Below are 20,002 nucleotides of genomic sequence, written 5' to 3'. Positions count from 1 at the left end.
GCTTTACAAGTGAAGAGAAGAAATGAAAGTTATGGCCGGGAGAGCGATCTTCCGGTCATTTTTTAACAAGAAAATTTAGCCAATCTGAAATTTGTTGTGGTTTCGTGAATTTTCCAGGTGGCAAATGGGGAGTTTTATGGTACAATAGGGGACAGTGAGCCAGCGCATAGACGAAGAGGAAAAGAGGGAAGAAAGCGCTGGTAAAAAAATGGAAGAGGTATTATTTTATGGGGTATCAGGAAACAATTACATTTATTCTGGAAATGATCGGCACTGTTGCCTTTGCCGCGTCAGGGGCGTTGGTGGGATCAGAGCAGAAGATGGACATTTTCGGGGTGACGGTGCTGGGAGTGATTACCGCTGTTGGCGGAGGAATGATCCGTGACGTAACCCTTGGAATCATCCCGCCAGGTGTGTTCCAGAAGCCGGTCTATGCGGCTGTGGCAGTGCTCACATCTGTGCTGGTGTTTTTCCTTCTTTATTTCAAGAGGGAGCTGCTGGAGGGGAATGTAACCTATGACAAGGTGATGCTGGTGATGGACTCTGTGGGACTTGGTATTTTTACCGTAGTGGGCGTCAACACCGGAATCCGTCAGGGCTTTGCAGACAACACCTTCCTTCTGGTGTTTGTGGGAACCATCACCGGCGTAGGCGGCGGCCTGCTCCGCGACATGATGGCAGAAGTCCCACCCTACATTTTCGTGAAGCATATTTATGCCTGCGCCTCCATCGTGGGAGCCATCGTGTGCGTCTACACCTACCGCCTTTTCGGCGTAGTCGCCTCCCTGATCTTCGGCTCTGCTGCCGTAATCCTCATGCGCTACCTGGCCGCCCACTACAGATGGAATTTACCGAAGCTGAAATAACTGTCAACTGAACAAAAAGGAGTTTTTATGATACGAGCAGAGAATTTATCCTACTCTTTTCCGCATAAAGAGTTATATAACAAGATATCCTTCACCCTGGAGGATGATGTGCATTGTGCGTTTATTGGGACCAACGGGACTGGGAAAAGTACGCTGGTGAATATGATCCTTCACCCGGAAGATTACTTATATGATGGCAAGCTGATCATCGATGTTCCGGGGCAGATCGGGTATGTGAGCCAGTTCTACACCATAGACGAAGAAAAAGAAGTAACCGTATTCGACTACCTCAGTGAAGAGTTTGTCCGCCTGCAAAATAAGATCAACCAGATCTGTGAGGACATGGGCACTACAGACCGCTTAGAAGAGCTGATGGAAGAGTATCAGACCACCCTGGATGAATTTAACGCCATCGACGGCGATTTCTACGAAAGCAACATCCGCAAGCAGCTGAAGGTTGCCGGGCTTGCAGGCTATGAGGACCAGCTTCTCTCCAGTCTTTCCGGCGGTGAATTCAAGCTGGTGCAGGCCATCCGCGAAATGATGATCAGCCCTAAATTCATCATCATGGACGAACCCGACGTGTTCCTGGATTTCCAGCACCTGAACGCCCTTCGGAACCTGATCAATTCCCACAAGGGCACCCTCCTTGTGATCACCCACAACCGCTACCTGCTCAACCACTGCTTCAACAAGATCCTCCATCTGGAAAACACGGAGATCCAGGAATTTGACGGCAATTACGTGGATTATAATTTTGCCCTTCTCCAGATGAAGATCGAGCAGCAGGAACTTGCCGCCTCCGACTTAGAAGAAATCGAGCGAAACCGCAGGATCGTGGAACGCCTCAGAAACAGCGCCACAGCCATTGACAGCGCCACCCGCGGAAGAAGCCTTCACGCCAGGGTTTCCCTTCTGGAGCGTTTGGAAGCGCGCAAAACCAAGTCCCCCTTTGTGGACATCAAACAGCCGGACATCCAGCTTCACACCGAAGGTCCGCTGGAAGACCAGACCGTGCTGAATGCAGAAGACTACAGCGTAGCCTTTGACCGCCAGATTATGGAGCATGTATCCTTCTCCATTCAGGCAGGAGAGAAGGTAGCTATTGTAGGCCCCAACGGCACCGGAAAAACCACCCTTCTTCGTGATATCATCCGCGGAGAAAATCCTGCCATCCATTTAGGCGAGAATGTAAAAACAGCCTATCTTTCCCAGATGCACGACGAAGTTTTCGATGAGAAAGCCACCGTCCTAAAGAACTTCGAGGATGCAGGCTTTGACACCGACGCCCAGGTCATCGGCTACCTGAAAACCTACGGCTTTGAGGAAGAACTGATCTACAGCCCGGTAGGAAACCTGTCCGGCGGCGAGAAAAATCTCCTCCAGCTTGCGAAGATTTCCAGAACAGATGCCAACCTTCTCCTTCTGGACGAGCCAACCAGCCATCTGGACACCTATTCCCAGCTTGCCCTTGAGGATGCCATAGAGAAATACAATGGAACCGTCCTCATGGTTTCCCACGATTTCTACACCGTAGCCAACTGCATGGATTATGTTCTTCTCACAGAAGACAAAGGCCTTCGCAAGGTTAGCATGCGCAAATTCCGCAAGATGATCTATGCCGACCACTTCGACAAGGATTACCTGGAATACGAGCAGAAGAAAAAAGACCTGGAAAACCGCATTGCCTTTGCCCTCCAGGCCGGCAAGTACGAGGATGCCAAGAAGCTTTGCGATAATCTGGAGCAGCTTCTTTTGGACAACGGTGGAAAAAATAAATAAAGCAGGCTTTTGTCAAACGCAATAAGTCAATAAAAAAGAACCTTCGGATTTTGATTTCCGAAAGTTCTTTTTTTGATGGCTCAGGCTTCTGCGTCAGTATCCTGCAGTGCCAGGTATCCTTCCTCGCCGGTTCTGATCTTGACAACGTTTTCAATGTCATAGACGAAGACTTTTCCATCACCGATCTGACCGGTATGAAGAACTCTCTTGGCTGTCTCGATGACTTTCTGTACCGGAACAAGGCTGACTACGATTTCAATCTTAACCTTTGGAAGAAGGTTCATATCCATCTCAACGCCACGGTAGAAAGCAGGAGCACCTTTCTGTACGCCGCATCCGAGAACGTTTGTGATGGTAATACCGGTAACACCGATTTCATTCATGGCCTGCATAAACTCCTCAAGCTTGTTCTGACGGGTAATGATCACAACCTTTGTCAGTTTGTGAACACCGTCCTTTGGAAGCTCCGGAACGAACTCAGCAGGAGCAGAAGGTCTGGCAACCGTAGTAAATTCTCTGGAAGTTCCCATAGGAGTCGGAACGGAACCAACTGCATCGCGGATTGCGAATCCGTCATAAGCACTGGCAAGACCGTGCTCTTTGATATCAAGACCCTGGATTTCTTCCTCAGCAGATACACGAAGTCCCATAGTATGCTTGATTACCTGGAAAATAATGGTCATAGTTACTGCAACCCATGCAATTGTGATCAGCATGCCTGCAAGCTGTACGCCAAAGCCGTGGAAACCGCCGCCAACCAAAAGACCCTTCCATTCTGTGCCGGCTCCGTCTGAGAAAAGACCAACTGCAAGGGTACCAAAAGCACCGTTTAAACCGTGAACACCAACTGCACCAACCGGGTCATCTACTTTGAGGACTTTATCAATAAATTCAATACCAAATACAACAACAAATCCAGCTGCAATACCGATGATTGCTGCAGATGTAGGAGATACGGTGTCGCAGCCTGCGGTGATTGCAACAAGACCTGCAAGAGAACCGTTCAGGGACATGGAAACATCCGGCTTTTTGTAGCGGACCCATGTGATCAGCATAACGGTTACAGTGGCAACTGCAGCAGCAAGGTTGGTAGTCACAAAGATTTTACCTGCACTGACAATTGCATCTCCTTCCATGGAAACTGTGGAGGCACCGTTAAAGCCGAACCAGCAGAACCAGAGGATAAATACGCCAAGTGCACCAACTGTCAGGTTATGTCCCGGGATAGCTCTTGATTTTCCATCCTTAGAATATTTACCGATACGAGGTCCAAGGATAATTGCACCGATAAATGCGGCAATACCGCCTACCATATGAACTGCACAGGAACCGGCGAAATCGTGGAAGCCCATCTGGCTGATGAAGCCGCCGCCCCAGATCCAGTGACCGGAGATCGGGTAAACCACAAGGCTGATCATAAGACTGTATACACAGTAAGAAGAGAATTTTGTACGCTCAGCCATGGCACCGGAAACGATAGTAGCAGAGGTTGCACAGAAGACAGTCTGGAAAATCAAAAATGCCCAGAACGGAACACCGTCAGGAAGCATTGTGCTTCCGTAATTTGCCTCGGTGGCAATTCCGCCGATTCTTCCGAAGAAGCCATTTCCTGCTCCAAACATAATACCGAAACCAACCAGCCAGAATGCCGGAGTACCGATACAGAAGTCCATCAGGTTTTTCATGATAATGTTACCTGCGTTTTTTGCTCTGGTGAAACCGGTTTCAACCATTGCGAAGCCTGCCTGCATGAAGAAGACAAGCGCGGCGCCAACAAGCACCCAGATTGTGTTTACTGCTGAATAATCCATAATAATTTCCTCCCTCATCTTGTACCTGCACCGGATAAGCAGGAGCAGATACATATTTAATATCAAAAAGGCGCAAAAGAGAAAACATTTGTTTTACTTTCGCGCCTTTACGATCCTTTTATATTTTTTTGTATGTATGTAAAACAGGGGATATCTGTATCGTGTGATTAATGGATGAGGAAATCGATAATGAATTATGAAGTAGAGTTTCATAATAGATATCCCCTGGTTCTACCCTAGAAAGTCCCGGATAGCAGCTGTGAATGAGCCATGCTTGCATGAGCGAGTTCACAGATATTAGACGGGCAAGAAGGTATGAGTAAGAAGGGCGATAGCCCGGATTACGAATACCTTCGACAGCTGTGGGAGCGCTGTAAGCGCGGAACAGCTGACTTTCGTTCATGAAGATGTCGCTGTAAAGCGACATTTCCATTAGATATAGAATAACAGTTTTCCATAAGTAGGATATGGAAGCAGATCATCCGGAATAAGAGTCTCAGCCTCATCGGCAGACCTTCTAAGCTCCTCCATATCCTCAAGAACCTCAGTCTGATACAGTTTGGCATTCTCAAGCACATCCTCAGTCGCTTTTGCTTTGGCTGTATCTACTTTCAGTTTCTCAAGTCCCTTTGTCATAGCATCGGAAAGCTCAGACAGCTTGGTAATAAGTGTTGTCTCGCTTTTGCAGGAAATACCAGGAACAACAGAAGCCTTCAGGCTTGCTGTGCTTGCAATTTCCTCCACATAAGACAGAACAGACGGAAGGAGATCCTTCTGCACCATCTCAACCATTGTGTTGGACTCAATGTTGATGGTCTTGGAATAGTTCTCAAGCCAGATATCATAACGGGAATGAATCTCCTCGCTTGTGAAAATGCTGTGCTTGGTAAACAGTTCGATGTTTTTATCGGCAATCCACATAGGCATAGCATCCGGAGTTGATTTCAGGTTGTAAAGGCCACGTTTTGCTGCCTCTTCAATCCACTCATCTGTATAGCCGTTGCCGTTGAAGATGACACGTTTATGCTTTTTGATGGCTCTCTTGATCAGCTCATGAACTGCATGCTCCATATCCTCCGGAGCTACATCTGCAAGCTCCTTTGCAAACTGATCCAGTGCCTCTGCAACTGCAGTATTTAATACGATATTCGGGTTTGCAACAGAAGCTGCGGAACCCAGCATACGGAATTCGAATTTGTTTCCGGTAAATGCAAATGGTGAAGTACGGTTACGGTCTGTGTTGTCTTTTACGAAATGAGGCAGAACCGTTGCACCGATATCCATCTGAACAGCACCGTGGGAAGTAAAGTAGGTATCGTTTTCAATGGATTTGAGAACCTCTGTCAGCTCATCTCCAAGGAAAATAGATACAACTGCAGGCGGAGCCTCGTTTGCTCCAAGTCTGTGGTCGTTTCCTGCGCTTGCAACGGAAATACGAAGCAGATCCGCATATTCATCAACCGCTTTGATAACCGCCATCAGAAAAACAAGGAACTGGATATTCTCTGCAGGAGTTTTTCCCGGATCCAGAAGGTTTACGCCGTCATCTGTGATCATGGACCAGTTGTTGTGCTTACCGCTTCCGTTGATTCCCTCAAATGGTTTCTCATGAAGGAGGCAAACAAGATCATGCTTGTCAGCAACCTTTTTCATAACCTCCATGGTCAGCTGATTGTGGTCAACTGCAACATTTGTGGTATCGAATACAGGAGCAAGCTCATGCTGTGCAGGAGCAACCTCGTTGTGTTTTGTTTTTGCCGGAATACCAAGCTTCCACAGCTCAACATCAAGATCATGCATATAAGCTGCAACCTTCGGCTTCAAGGTTCCGAAGTAATGATCCTCCATTTCCTGTCCTTTCGGAGCTGGAGCACCAAGTAAGGTACGTCCGCAGAACACCAGGTCTTTTCTTTCTTTATAAAGCTCCTTTGGAACCAGGAAGTATTCCTGCTCAGGTCCTACAGTTGTGGAAACATGCTTGATTCCTTTATTTCCGAGGATGTGAAGCATATTCACAGCTGCTTTATTTAAGGTATCCATAGAGCGAAGGAGAGGAGTCTTTTTGTCAAGTGCCTCACCGCTGTAAGAGCAGAACGCTGTGGGAATGTAAAGGGTTCCATCCTTAATAAATGCCGGGGAAGTAGGATCCCATGCTGTATAGCCTCTTGCCTCAAAGGTAGCACGAAGACCACCGGACGGGAAGCTGGAAGCATCCGGCTCACCCTTTACAAGCTCTTTACCGGAGAAATCCATGATGACCTGTCCATCACCTGTTGGGGAAATGAAGCTGTCATGTTTCTCAGCAGTCACGTTTGTCATAGGCTGGAACCAGTGTGTATAATGGGTAGCACCATTTTCGATGGCCCATTCTTTCATGGCAACTGCTACAGAGTTTGCAACATCAAGCTCTAAGTGAGTACCATTTTCAATGGTTTTTTTCAGTGCCTTGTACATGTCCTTTGGTAATTTACTGCGCATGATCCTGTCGTTGAAAACAAGACTTCCATAAATTTCGGGAATATTCTGTGTCATAACAGATACGCTCCTTTCACTCTTCATTTTCTTTCTTCATAAGGAAATGTCTGCTGATGCAGACATTATTATAAAAGTGAATTGCTCCGCGCCCTGGCGCTCTCGCAATTCCCACCCGCATTCGCATTCCGACCTGCCGGTCTGCATGCTCATGTGGGTTAGCCCGTCCAATGTCTATGCCGAAATCCAAGCCAGCTTGCATTTCGGCATAGCCGCTGTCCGGGACTTTTATAACAAAAAAGGCGCCTTAGATTTACATTTCTGTAAAATCCAAAGCGCCTTTGCTTTATGTCATGTAGTATACTCAAAAAAACGGACTTGTCAATATATTTTTTGAAAAAAATTCCAAAATATTTTTGCAAAAGCCTGAAAAAAATTCTTGATAAAAATGAAAAAAGCGCACTTGACAAATGAGCTTCTTTAATTATAATTTTTTTTGTTTCTATAACATAAATCAGCACCAAGGAGGAAGACAAATGGCAGAAATTAAAGAAGAATGCGGCGTCTTTGGAATCTACGATCTGGATGGAAATGATGTGACAGCATCTATTTATTATGGTCTTACATCTTTGCAGCATCGTGGACAGGAGGCCTGCGGACTTGCAGTATCCGATACCAAAGGTCCTATTGGAAATGTAAAATTTCACAAGGATCTGGGTCTGGTCAGTGAAGTACTTCGCGAGGAAACTCTTCATAAAATGAGTGGGGACATTGGAATCGGACATGTGCGCTATTCTACAACCGGAGCGTCTGTTGCTGAAAATGCCCAGCCTCTTGTTTTGTCTTATGTAAAAGGCAGTCTGGCACTTGCGCATAATGGCAATCTTGTGAACACCAAGGCTCTGAAATGGGAACTGATTCAGAGCGGAGCAGTTTTTCATACAACAACAGATTCAGAGGTCATCGCATTCCATGTTGCAAGGGAACGTGTGCATACCAGCTGTGTAGAGGATGCTGTACTAAATACAGCCAAAAAGCTTCAGGGTGCATACGGTCTGGTGATCATGAGTCCCCGCAAGCTGATCGGCGTCCGTGACCCCTATGGCCTGAAACCTCTTTGCCTTGGAAAAAGAGATAATGCTTATGTCCTGGCATCTGAAAGCTGTGCCCTGACTTCCGTTGGTGCTGAGTTTATCCGCGACATTTTGCCGGGGGAAATGATTACCATCAGCCATGAGGGGATCAAGTCTGATCTGACACTGGCCAATTTGGTGAAAACCCGCGCCCACTGCGTATTTGAATATATCTATTTTGCAAGACTGGATAGTACTCTTGATAAGGTCAGCGTTTATGATGCCCGTATCCGAGGAGGAAAATCCCTTGCCAAATCTTACCCTGTAGAGGCAGATCTTGTCACCGGAGTACCGGAATCCGGAATTCCTGCCGCAAAGGGATTTTCAGAGGAATCCGGAATACCTTTCGGATTTGCATTCTATAAGAATTCCTATATTGGAAGAACCTTTATCAAGCCTACCCAAAAAGAAAGAGAATCCAGCGTTCATCTGAAGCTAAGTGTTCTGGAAGCTGCAGTAAAAGGCAAACGAATTGTCCTCGTAGATGATTCTATTGTCCGGGGAACCACCATTGCCAACCTGATCCGTATGCTTAAAGAAGCCGGTGCTCTTGAAGTTCATGTAAGAATCAGTTCTCCGCCATTTTTGCATCCCTGCTATTTCGGAACAGATGTGCCAAGTAATGATCAGCTGATTGCGGCACAACACTCCACAGAGGAAATCTGCAAAATGATCGGCGCAGACTCTCTTGGCTATATGGAGATAGAGTACCTGGAGGGCATGGCAGGCGGACTTCCCATATGCAAGGCATGCTTTGATGGCAATTATCCCATGGAAATTCCCAATGAGAATAATTTACAAAATGATTTTGAAATTCATAAAATTTAAGATGAAAAATGGCTTTTGTAATATTGGTTACAGAATGAACCCAACAACGAAATGGTGAATAATAGCCAAAAAATAATGCGAAAAATTGTGCAACATACATAAAATACTGCTGAAATGTGGAAAAAAACAATGTACAAGAAAGAACTTGACAAAAATCGAAAATGGGTGCATAATCTGCCTCAATCAAGGAAAAAACATTCCTGTAAAACAGAAAGGGTGAATAATGATGTGTCAGAAGCAAATTAAGCTGAATGCGACGGAAGAGGTTCAGGAGTTCGTCAAGGCAGCAGGGAAATGCGATTTTGACATAGATGTATTCTATAACAGAATTATCATTGATGCAAAATCCATTCTGGGAGTTCTGAGTATGGACCTGACACGGGTGCTTACTGTGCAGTGCCATGGAGAGAGCAAGGAATTTAATCGTACATTACAGAAGTTTGCAGTTGCTTAAGTCCGCTTGAATGGCTTTGCAGCAGCTGTCAGACTGGCACCTGCTTGGTGTCCCACTAAAATTGCAAAAAACAGATATTGCCGAATTGACTTGAAATACGAGACAGCATGGAATCGGCGGTGTCTGTTTTTTTTATTTTTCACAGGAAATGCTGAATTATTTATGGTAGAGAACCCAAGTGTATGATAGAATAGCAAGGTGATTATATAACCAGATCAGAGTCTTTTTCAAACATGCTCTGGTATGGTGGAAAGAGGAAAAGATGAGAAAAGAAAAAGGAATTGCCTTGCTTCCAATCGGTGTATTTCTCGTATTATATCTTGGACTTGGCATCTTGTTTGAGTATGTGATGGATATTCCCATGGGATTTTATAACGTACCCATTGTAATCGCATTTCTTGCAGCGATCTTGGTAGCCTGTTTGCAAAACAGAGCATTGAATTTTGACAGGAAGCTGGAGATCATGGCACAGGGTGTGGGAGACAAAAATATTATCACTATGCTTCTGATTTTTCTTACAGCAGGCTCCTTTGTAGGAGTTGTGGGAAGAAGCAGCGCAGAGAGTGTTGCATATTGTATGCTAAGTCTCATACCGGCCAGGTTTTCAGTGGCTGTTTTGTTTGTTGTTGCCTGCTTTGTATCTGTGGCAATGGGGACTTCAGTAGGAACGATTACCCTTCTGATCCCAATCGCAGCAGCAGTTTCCAATGCATCCGGATTTAATCTGGCATTTTGCGTGGCATCTGTTATGGGCGGAGCTATGTTTGGGGATAATCTTTCTTTTATTTCAGACACCACCATTGCTGCCTGTAACGGACAAGGCTGCGAGATGAAGGACAAATTCCGGGAGAACTTCTGGATTGCTTTTCCGGCAGCAATAGCTACATTGGTCCTGATCCTGTTTTTGTCATTCCAGACAAAAATTCAGGGACATGTGAGCCAGCCCTATCATTTGATGCAGATAATACCTTATGTGCTGGTTCTGATCGGAGGAATTGTTGGAATCAATGTGTTTGTAGTATTGCTGACAGGAATTGCATCCGGTGCAGTTATCATGCTGATCGGAGGAAATACCACACCTGTAGAGATTCTGAAAAACATGGGCTCCGGTGTCTCGGGAATGTTCGAGACCTGTATGGTAGCGATCCTGGTGGCTGCTATGTGCGCATTGATTCGTGAATATGGCGGATTTGATGCACTTCTTAGCTGGATACATAAAATTTTCCGTGAGAAAAAAGGCGGTCAGCTTGGAATCGGACTTCTGGTGGGAACTATGGATATTGCAACTGCCAATAATACCGTGGCAATCGTGATGGCAAATCCTATTGCAAAGGAGATGGCAGAGGAATACGGAATTACGCCGAAAAAGACAGCTTCCATTCTGGATACCTTTTCCTGTGTTTTCCAGGGAGTGATTCCCTATGGTGCACAGATGCTGGTTGCAGTCTCGGCAGTAAATGAACTGGGCGGTGAGATTTCTGCATTTCAGATTATGCCGAAGCTGTTTTACCCCATGCTGCTTCTGCTTAGTTCACTGATCACAATTATGAGAAGCTCAGATTGTGAAAAATAACATTGACAAATCTCCAAATATGATATATTATATAGCATATTTTTGAATAAGAATTTGTTTTGACAAAGGCGTCAAAGAGGATAAACAGGTCAAGTGCCCCCTGAAATCCCTCTTTGGTGCCTTTTTGTGTATTCGGGCCATCCATAAGGAAGCCCGGAAATCAGGAGGAGGAAATCGAAAGATGGCAGTAAAATACGTATTTGTCACTGGCGGTGTTGTGTCAGGACTGGGAAAAGGAATCACAGCAGCATCATTAGGAAGGCTTCTAAAAGCCAGAGGCTTCCAGGTAACCATGCAGAAATTTGACCCCTACATCAACATCGACCCCGGAACCATGAACCCCATCCAGCACGGCGAAGTCTTCGTAACCGACGACGGAACCGAGACCGACCTGGATCTTGGTCACTATGAGCGCTTTATTGATGAAAGCCTGGATAAAAATTCCAACGTGACCACCGGAAAAATTTACTGGTCCGTTCTTCAGAAGGAACGCCACGGAGACTTCGGGGGAGGAACCGTACAGGTCATTCCCCACATCACAAATGAGATCAAAGGCCGTTTCTACCGTGCCAAATCCCCGGATGAAGACCGAATTGCCATCATTGAGGTAGGCGGAACAGTAGGAGACATTGAAAGCCAGCCGTTCCTGGAATCCATCAGACAGTTCCAGCATGACGTAGGACACGAAAATGCCATCCTTATTCATGTAACCCTGATTCCATACCTGAAGGCTTCCGGTGAAATGAAAACCAAGCCCACCCAGGCCAGTGTAAAAGAGCTTCAGGGAATGGGAATCCAGCCGGATGTGCTGGTATGCAGAAGCGAATATCCCCTCACCGACGACCTTCGTGCCAAAATCGCCCTGTTCTGCAACGTACCCGTATCCCACGTACTCCAGAACCTGGACGTAGAATATTTATATGAAGCACCACTTGCCATGGAACGTGAAAAACTGGCAGACGTGGTCATGCAGTCCCTTGGACTTGAGAAGCGCAAACCAGACCTTACCGACTGGGAAGAAATGGTAGAAAATCTCCGCCACCCGGACAAAACCGTAAACATTGCAATGGTAGGAAAATACACTCAGCTCCACGATGCCTACTTAAGCGTCGTAGAAGCCCTGAAGCACGGCGGAATCGCATGCAAGGCAAAAGTAGAGATCACCTGGATTGATTCCGAAGAACTCAATGAGAAAAACCTGGACCAGAGACTTTACAGCGTAGACGGAATCCTGGTACCAGGCGGCTTCGGCGGAAGAGGAACCGAAGGCATGATCCTGGCCGCACAGTACGCCCGTGTCCACAAGATCCCATACCTTGGAATCTGCCTGGGAATGCAGATGGCAATCGTAGAATTTGCCCGCCACGTCCTTGGCTATGAAGATGCAAACAGCATCGAGCTTGCCCCGGAAACTACACATCCGGTCATCGCCCTGATGCCAGACCAGGAGAAAGTAGAAGACCTTGGCGGAACCCTCCGTCTTGGCAGTTACCCATGTGTCCTTCAGGACGGCTCTTTATCATTAGAACTCTTTGGAAAGAAAGAAATCCAGGAGCGCCACAGACACCGGTACGAAGTCAACAACGCATACCGCGAGGAGCTTGCAGCCAAAGGCATGACCATTGCCGGAACCTCTCCGGATGGCCACATTGTGGAAATGATCGAGATCCCGGCCAACCCGTTCTTTGTAGGAACCCAGGGCCATCCGGAATTCAAGTCAAGACCAAACCATGCACACCCGCTGTTCCGCGGCTTCATCAAAGCGGCAGCAGATAAAAAACAGCAAAAAGAGGAAACTCTGAATCAACAATAGAAAGGATGAGGAAAATGAGAGAAGTGATAAAGGAAAGGCAGGGACTTTACCGCCAGGAATTTGAGCATGACAACTGCGGTATCGGTGCAGTTGTAAACATCAAAGGTAAAAAATCTCATGATACAGTGGCAAATGCTCTTCGTATTGTAGAGAATCTGGAGCACCGTGCCGGAAAGGATGCCGAAGGCAAAACCGGTGACGGTGTAGGTATCCTTCTTCAGATCTCACACAGATTTTTCAAAAAAGCCTGCAAAAAAGAAGGAATTGAGATCGGTCAGGAAAGGGAATACGGTATTGGCCAGTTCTTTTTCCCGCAGCACGAGATCAAACGTGCCCAGGCGAAAAAAATGTTCGAGATCATCGTGGAAAAGGAAGGTCTGGAATTCCTTGGCTGGAGAGAAGTCCCGGTAGTCCCGGAGGTTCTTGGACATAAGGCAAGAGAGTGCATGCCATGCATCATGCAGGCATTTATCAAAAAGCCAGATGATCTGGAAAAAGGTCTTGCATTTGACCGCAAGCTGTACATTGCCCGCCGGGAGTTCGAGCAGAGCAACGACAATACCTACGTATGTTCCATGAGCAGCCGAACCATCGTCTACAAAGGAATGTTCCTGGTAGGCCAGCTTCGCACATTTTTCTCTGATCTTCAGAGCCCGGATTATGAATCCGCCATTGCCCTTGTGCATTCCCGTTTCAGCACCAACACAAACCCAAGCTGGGAGAGAGCACATCCTAACCGTCTCATTGTTCACAACGGTGAGATCAACACCATCCGTGGAAACGCAGACAAAATGCTGGCAAGAGAGGAAAATATGGAGTCCCCGTACCTGGAGGGCGAAATGCAGAAGATCCTTCCGGTTGTCAACCGAAACGGTTCCGACTCTGCAATGCTTGACAACACCCTGGAATTCCTTACCATGAGCGGCATGGAGCTTCCCCTTGCAGTGATGATCACCATCCCAGAGCCATGGGCAAACAACGACACCATTTCCCAGGAAAAGCGTGACTTCTACCAGTACTATGCAACTATGATGGAGCCATGGGATGGACCGGCCTCCATTCTCTTTTCAGATGGAGATGTGATGGGCGCAGTTCTTGACCGCAACGGTCTTCGTCCATCCAGATACTATGTAACCTCAGACGGCTGCATGATCCTTTCCTCTGAGGTAGGCGTTCTGCCGGTACCGGAAGAGAAGATCATTCTCAAAGAGCGTCTTCACCCAGGCAAAATGCTTCTGGTAGATACCCTTCAGGGAAAAATTATTGACGACAACGAATTAAAGGAAATGTACGCAAAGAAACAGCCATACGGCGAATGGCTGGACAGCAATCTGGTACATTTAAAGGATATCAAAATTCCAAACGAAAGAATGGAAGAGTACACCGAGGAGCAGCGCTCCCGCCTGCAGAAAGCCTTCGGCTATACCTACGAGCAGTACCGCACCTCTATCCGCAATATGGCATTAAACGGAGCAGAAAGCATTGGCGCAATGGGCGTGGATACTCCATTGGCTGTATTTTCCAAACAGAACAGACCACTTTTTGACTACTTTAAACAGCTTTTTGCACAGGTAACCAACCCGCCAATCGATGCCATCCGTGAGGAAATCGTAACCAGCACCAGCGTTTACGTTGGAAAAGACGGAAACCTTCTGGAGCAGATTCCGGAGAACTGCAAGGTACTGAAGATCAATAACCCGATTCTTACCAATACGGATATGCTCAAGATTAAGGAAATGCATCACGAGGGCTTTAAGGTTGCAGTAGTTTCTACCTTATATTATAAGAGCACAAAGCTGGAGCGTGCCATTGACCGCCTGTTTGTGGAGGTTGATAAAGCCTACAGAGACGGTGCTAACATTCTGGTGCTTTCTGACAGAGGAGTGGACGAAAACCACATGCCAATCCCGTCACTCCTTGCTGTTTCCGCAGTACATCAGCACCTTGTAAAAAACAAAAAGAGCACTTCCCTTGCAATTATTCTGGAATCCGGCGAGCCAAGAGAGGTTCATCACTTCGCAACACTTCTTGGCTATGGCGCAAGTGCAGTGAACCCTTATCTGGCACTTGAGACTATCCATGAGCTTATTGACACACATATGCTGGACAAGGATTACTATGCTGCAGTGGAAGACTACAATCACGCTGTGATCAGCGGCATTGTAAAAATTGCCTCCAAGATGGGTATTTCCACGATTCAGTCTTACCAGGGCTCCCAGATTTTTGAGGCAATCGGTGTATCCCAGGACGTAATTGACAAATACTTCACCGGAACGGTAAGCCGCGTAGGCGGTATTACACTGGAGGATATTGAGGATAATGTAGAAAAGCTTCATTCTGAGGCATTTGATCCTCTTGGACTTACCACAGACCTGACCTTAGACAGCGTAGGTGCTCACAAAATGAGAAGCCAGGGTGAGGAGCACCGTTACAACCCGGCAACCATCCATCTTCTTCAGCAGTCCACAAGAACCGGAAGCTATGAGATGTTCAAGCAGTACACCGATCTTGTCGATAAGGAAAATCACGGCAACCTTCGTGCTTTGATGGACTTTAAATATGCAAAGAACCCGGTGCCGATCGAAGAAGTGGAAAGTGTAGATGAGATAGTAAAGCACTTTAAGACCGGTGCTATGTCCTATGGCTCTATTTCCCAGGAGGCTCATGAAACTCTTGCCATTGCCATGAATCATCTTCACGGAAAATCAAACACAGGAGAAGGCGGTGAAAGTGAGGAAAGACTGGATTCAGCAGGAAGCACGGATGACAGATGCTCAGCCATCAAGCAGGTAGCCAGCGGACGTTTTGGCGTTACCAGCCGCTATCTGGTATCTGCAAAAGAAATCCAGATCAAAATGGCACAGGGAGCAAAGCCAGGTGAAGGCGGACACCTTCCGGCAAAGAAGGTTTACCCGTGGGTTGCAAAAACCCGTCATTCCACCCCTGGTGTCAGCCTGATCTCCCCGCCGCCCCATCATGACATCTATTCCATTGAGGACCTGGCAGAGCTGATCTATGACCTGAAAAATGCAAACAAATATGCAGATATTTCCGTAAAACTGGTTTCCGAGGCTGGTGTGGGTACTGTAGCAGCAGGTGTTGCCAAGGCTGGCGCACAGGTTATCCTGATTTCCGGTTATGACGGAGGTACAGGAGCTGCTCCAAGAAGCTCCATCCACAATGCAGGACTTCCCTGGGAGCTTGGACTTGCGGAAACACATCAGACCCTTCTTATGAACGGACTTCGAAACCGTGTCCGCATTGAGACAGACGGCAAGCTGATGAGCGGCCGTGATGTTGCCATTGCCGCACTTCTTGGTGCAGAGGAATTTGGCTTTGCAACCGCTCCCCTTGTAACTATGGGCTGCGTGATGATGAGAGTGTGCAACCTGGATACCTGCCCGGTTGGTGTTGCCACCCAGAACCCGGAGCTTAGAAAACGCTTCAAGGGCAAACCGGAATACGTAGAAAACTTCATGCGCTTTATTGCACAGGAGCTTCGTGAATATATGGCAAAGCTTGGTGTTCGCAGCCTGAAGGAAATGGTAGGACGCACCGATCTTCTTGTTTCAACAGATGCCGTGGACGAGCCACACAAGGGAAAGGTTGATCTTAGTGCCATCCTGAACAATCCATTTGCAGGAGAAGGCAATATGGTAACCTTTGACCCGAAATCACAGTACAACTTCGAGCTGGAAAAAACACTGGATGAAAGGATCCTGCTCAAAAAATGCAGCAGTGCAATCCGAAATGGTGAAAAAACACAGCTCTCTGTGGCTGTTAAAAACACAGACCGTGCATTTGGAACCATCCTTGGTGCTGAGATTACCAGAAACCACAAAAAGGGACTTCCGGAAGACACTGTAGAAATCCACTGCACAGGAGCCGGTGGACAAAGCTTTGGTGCATTCATCCCCAAGGGACTTACCCTGAAGCTTACCGGTGACTGCAATGATTATTTCGGAAAAGGTCTTTCCGGCGGAAAGCTGATTCTGAAAACTCCGGAAAATGCAGGCTACAAAGCAGAAGATAACATTATTGTAGGAAATGTTGCCCTTTATGGAGCCACCAGCGGAACTGCCTTTATCAATGGTATGGCAGGCGAGCGCTTCGCAGTACGTAACTCCGGTGCAAATGCAGTTGTAGAAGGTGTCGGCGAGCATGGCTGTGAGTATATGACAGGCGGCCGTGTGGTTGTTCTTGGAAGAACGGGCAAAAACTTTGCAGCAGGTATGAGCGGCGGTATTGCTTACGTTCTGGATGTGGAGAATGTTCTTTACAGAAATCTGAATAAATCCATGATTTCTATTGAAAAGGTGGATAATAAATATGACGAAAAAGAGCTTCGGGATCTGATTGAAGCTCATGTAGCCGCAACAGGCTCAGCCCTTGGCAAGAAGATTCTGGATCAGTTTGATGAGTACCTGCCTCATTTTAAAAAGCTCATTCCAAATGAGTACAAGAAAATGATCACCTTAAGCGCAAAGCTTGAGGAAAAGGGTTTGAACAGTGAACAGGCACAGATGGAAGCATTCTACGAAAGCATAGGAGTTAAGCATTAAGGAGGCGAAGAATCGTGGGAAAACAGACTGGATTTTTAGAATATAACAGAGAGGTGGCAAAGGTTCTGCCGCCTAAGGTGCGAATTGCCAATTTCAAGGAGTTCCGTACCCCATTAAATAAAGAAAAACAGAAGCTTCAGGGAGCACGCTGCATGGCATGCGGCGTGCCCTTCTGCCAGGCAGGAATGATGATCGGAGGTATGGCATCCGGCTGTCCGCTGCACAATCTGGTGCCGGAGACCAATGACCTGGTATATACAGGAAACTGGAAACAGGCATTCCTTCGTCTGAATAAAACGCACAGCTTTCCGGAATTTACTTCCCGTGTCTGCCCTGCACTTTGCGAGGCTGCATGCACCTGCAACCTGAACGGAGAACCGGTTTCTACCAAGGAAAACGAGCGTGCCATTATTGAAACCGCTTACGCACAGGGCTGGGTGAAACCACAGCCGCCGGCTGTCCGCACAGGAAAAAACATTGCAGTAGTAGGAAGCGGCCCTTCCGGACTTGCAGCCGCACAGCAGCTGAACCGAAGAGGTCACAGTGTAACTGTATTTGAGAGAAGTGACCGCATTGGCGGATTGCTTCGCTATGGAATTCCTAACATGAAGCTGGAGAAATCTGTTATTGACAGAAGATTAAAGCTGATGGAAGAAGAAGGCGTGAAATTTGTGACAAACACAAATGTAGGCGTTGACATCACAGCAGAAGAGCTTCTGAAAAAATTTGACCGCGTGATTCTTTGCTGCGGAGCCTCCAATCCCCGTGACATCAAGGTACCGGGAAGAGATGCCAAGGGAATCTATTTCGCAGTAGACTTCCTGAAAAAAGTAACCAAAACCTTACTGGACAGCGACTTTACCAAAGCACCTTACGAGGATGCAAAGGGCAAGCATGTGCTGGTGATCGGCGGCGGTGATACCGGAAACGACTGTGTGGGAACCTCCGTCCGTCTGGGTGCCAAATCTGTAACCCAGCTGGAAATGATGCCAATGCCTCCAGTAGAGCGTGCAGCCTCCAACCCGTGGCCGGAGTGGCCGAAGGTTCTGAAAACCGATTACGGCCAGGAGGAGGCTATTGCCGTATTCGGACACGACCCACGTATTTACCAGACTACAGTCACTGAGTTTATTAAGGACAAAAACGGAAACGTGTGTCAGGCTAAGATCGTGAAGCTGAAGTCTGAGAAGGATCCGAAAACTGGCCGTATGATGATGGTTCCCGTAGAAGGAACCGAGGAAGTGATCCCTGCTGACCTGGTGCTGATCGCAGCCGGATTTCTGGGAAGCCAGAAATACGTTACCGATGCCTTCAAGGTAGCCACAACCCCTCGCACCAACGTGGAGACAAAGCCGGAAGCTTACGAAACCAGCGTTCCGAGAGTTTTCACAGCCGGCGACATGCACAGAGGCCAGTCTCTTGTCGTATGGGCCATCCGCGAAGGAAGAGAAGCTGCCAAGGCAGTGGACGAATCCTTAATGGGTTACTCTTATCTGTAAAAAACATAGATACCAAAAATCTCCAGATGCGCATATCTGGAGATTTTTTTGCCTCAAAAACACAAATCGAAGCAGGAAATCCCCAGGCGGCAGATCCACCCACTGCGTGTTGTCCAGGCACACCGGGATTCCCACAGGCTTCTGGTGCGGGGTGAAAGAACTGCTTATGAGCCGGAGAACCCGGAAACCATTTCCGTAAAAACACGGGAAAAAGAAGAGGCAAAAGACCTGACCCTTTCATATGCAGGGGCAGCAGTCCTTGTGCTTATCCTGGTGATTGGTCTTCTGGCAGCAGGAATCAGAAAAAGGAAAAAGAAAAAGTTTTCCTGTAGCTTTCGGAACCAGATGTGGAAATGACCCTGTATCAGGTAGCAGAAGTGGAAGACGGGGAACTCTATTATACAGAGGCCTTTGCAGACTGCGGGGTAGATCTGGAAGGTCTTTCCCAGGAAGAGGTACAGGACGCAGCTGAGCTCCTTGCAGTCTATGCAGGGTAGGCGTTTGCGAAACGCCAAAAGCCGCATAAATACGGCATTTTTTCTTGTTAAAAATAAAATATCTCCTCAAGGTTTATGGTAAAATAGAGTTGTCGAGAAACTATCAACCAATCCACCTAAAGGAGATATACCTACACGGCAATATACTGGCAATGATTTGATGAAGTGCTTGAAACGCTTGATTTTACTGGATTTTTCGGCTGTTTGATAAAGGGGAAAAGTTGAGTTTAGACCATTTGAAATGTGTAAAAAATGAGACAAAAATTATCAAATGGGAAGCCTTGTACATGATATTATTTATGTAGAAAAGTACACATTGGAGATTGCTCATGAGAAAATTTATGAGGATAGAAATCGTCCGGTGATGTGTGGAATTGTATCCATGCGTCACCGGATTTTTTTGTTTTCCGGAAGCGAAATGCGAATATACCGCTATATGTTGCTACTCGGAAAGATCCCGTTTCATATTTCAAAAATGGAGCAACAAAGAAAATCACATTTTAATTCACCTTGCGCATTTGCCTTGATGATAAAGATGAAATTATCAACACTAAAATGGCTGGATATTAAATAATCCGCTTTAATGCCTGTGATGAAAGGATACATGCGTGGCATGTATGAATATAAATTAACCTATTGTGCTACTTCAAATAAATTATGTGAAAACCTGTGAAACCGCAAAGAATCCCTGTAGTTATTGAAAGAATAAAAT

Annotated in this window: 13 protein-coding genes; 11 read left to right on the top strand and 2 right to left on the bottom strand. The window is 46.8% G+C overall.

What is annotated here, in order from left to right; translation table 11 throughout:
* Window positions 1–227 precede the first annotated feature (227 nt).
* Window positions 228–866, top strand: coding sequence for a trimeric intracellular cation channel family protein (locus OCV70_RS12355; RefSeq protein ID WP_021925844.1), 639 nt, complete (start codon window positions 228–230; stop codon window positions 864–866).
* A 27-nt stretch (window positions 867–893) separates the two neighbouring features.
* On the top strand, window positions 894–2,648 hold the full coding sequence (locus OCV70_RS12350) for an ABC-F family ATP-binding cassette domain-containing protein (protein ID WP_021925843.1): 1,755 nt from the start codon (window positions 894–896) through the stop codon (window positions 2,646–2,648).
* Between the two features lie 80 nt (window positions 2,649–2,728).
* Here the strand turns inward: OCV70_RS12350 and OCV70_RS12345 are convergent, their stop codons facing one another.
* Window positions 2,729–4,459, bottom strand: a complete 1,731-nt coding sequence (locus OCV70_RS12345; protein WP_262579727.1) for an ammonium transporter — start codon at window positions 4,457–4,459, stop codon at window positions 2,729–2,731.
* Between the two features lie 432 nt (window positions 4,460–4,891).
* A complete protein-coding gene (locus tag OCV70_RS12340) occupies window positions 4,892–6,991 on the bottom strand; it encodes a glutamine synthetase III family protein (RefSeq protein WP_021925841.1) in 2,100 nt (699 codons plus the stop codon).
* A 476-nt stretch (window positions 6,992–7,467) separates the two neighbouring features.
* Here OCV70_RS12340 and purF point away from each other — a divergent pair, with 476 nt between their 5' ends.
* The 9 genes from purF (at window position 7,468) to OCV70_RS12295 (ending at window position 19,864) form a co-directional block, all read left to right on the top strand.
* Window positions 7,468–8,892: an amidophosphoribosyltransferase gene (purF, locus tag OCV70_RS12335; RefSeq protein WP_117853863.1), complete on the top strand. Its 1,425-nt coding sequence runs from the start codon at window positions 7,468–7,470 to the stop codon at window positions 8,890–8,892.
* Between the two features lie 226 nt (window positions 8,893–9,118).
* A complete protein-coding gene (locus tag OCV70_RS12330) occupies window positions 9,119–9,346 on the top strand; it encodes an HPr family phosphocarrier protein (protein ID WP_117853985.1) in 228 nt (75 codons plus the stop codon).
* A gap of 262 nt (window positions 9,347–9,608) precedes the next feature.
* Window positions 9,609–10,919, top strand: coding sequence for a Na+/H+ antiporter NhaC family protein (locus OCV70_RS12325; RefSeq protein WP_021925838.1), 1,311 nt, complete (start codon window positions 9,609–9,611; stop codon window positions 10,917–10,919).
* Between the two features lie 181 nt (window positions 10,920–11,100).
* The gene (locus OCV70_RS12320) at window positions 11,101–12,732 is read left to right on the top strand and encodes a CTP synthase (protein WP_186901493.1); all 1,632 of its coding nucleotides are present in this window, start codon (window positions 11,101–11,103) and stop codon (window positions 12,730–12,732) included.
* 5 nt (window positions 12,733–12,737) lie between these two features.
* On the top strand, window positions 12,738–17,294 hold the full coding sequence (gene gltB / locus OCV70_RS12315; protein ID WP_262579726.1) for a glutamate synthase large subunit: 4,557 nt from the start codon (window positions 12,738–12,740) through the stop codon (window positions 17,292–17,294).
* A gap of 14 nt (window positions 17,295–17,308) precedes the next feature.
* Window positions 17,309–18,793: a glutamate synthase subunit beta gene (locus OCV70_RS12310; RefSeq protein ID WP_262579725.1), complete on the top strand. Its 1,485-nt coding sequence runs from the start codon at window positions 17,309–17,311 to the stop codon at window positions 18,791–18,793.
* Between the two features lie 48 nt (window positions 18,794–18,841).
* Window positions 18,842–19,150: a hypothetical protein gene (locus OCV70_RS12305; RefSeq protein ID WP_021925831.1), complete on the top strand. Its 309-nt coding sequence runs from the start codon at window positions 18,842–18,844 to the stop codon at window positions 19,148–19,150.
* Window positions 19,147–19,290 (top strand): hypothetical protein, encoded by a 144-nt coding sequence (locus OCV70_RS12300; protein ID WP_021925830.1) that lies wholly within the window; start codon window positions 19,147–19,149, stop codon window positions 19,288–19,290. Before OCV70_RS12305 ends, OCV70_RS12300 begins: the two co-directional genes overlap by 4 nt.
* A gap of 271 nt (window positions 19,291–19,561) precedes the next feature.
* Window positions 19,562–19,864, top strand: a complete 303-nt coding sequence (locus OCV70_RS12295) for a hypothetical protein (protein WP_021925829.1) — start codon at window positions 19,562–19,564, stop codon at window positions 19,862–19,864.
* Window positions 19,865–20,002: the final 138 nt, after the last annotated feature.

Origin of the sequence: Blautia acetigignens (genome assembly GCF_025566865.1) — a bacterium.
Classification (GTDB): Bacteria; Bacillota; Clostridia; order Lachnospirales; family Lachnospiraceae; genus Blautia_A; species Blautia_A acetigignens.
The sequence above is the reverse complement of the archived record's forward strand: the minus strand, read 5'-3'. Positions and strand labels throughout refer to the sequence as shown.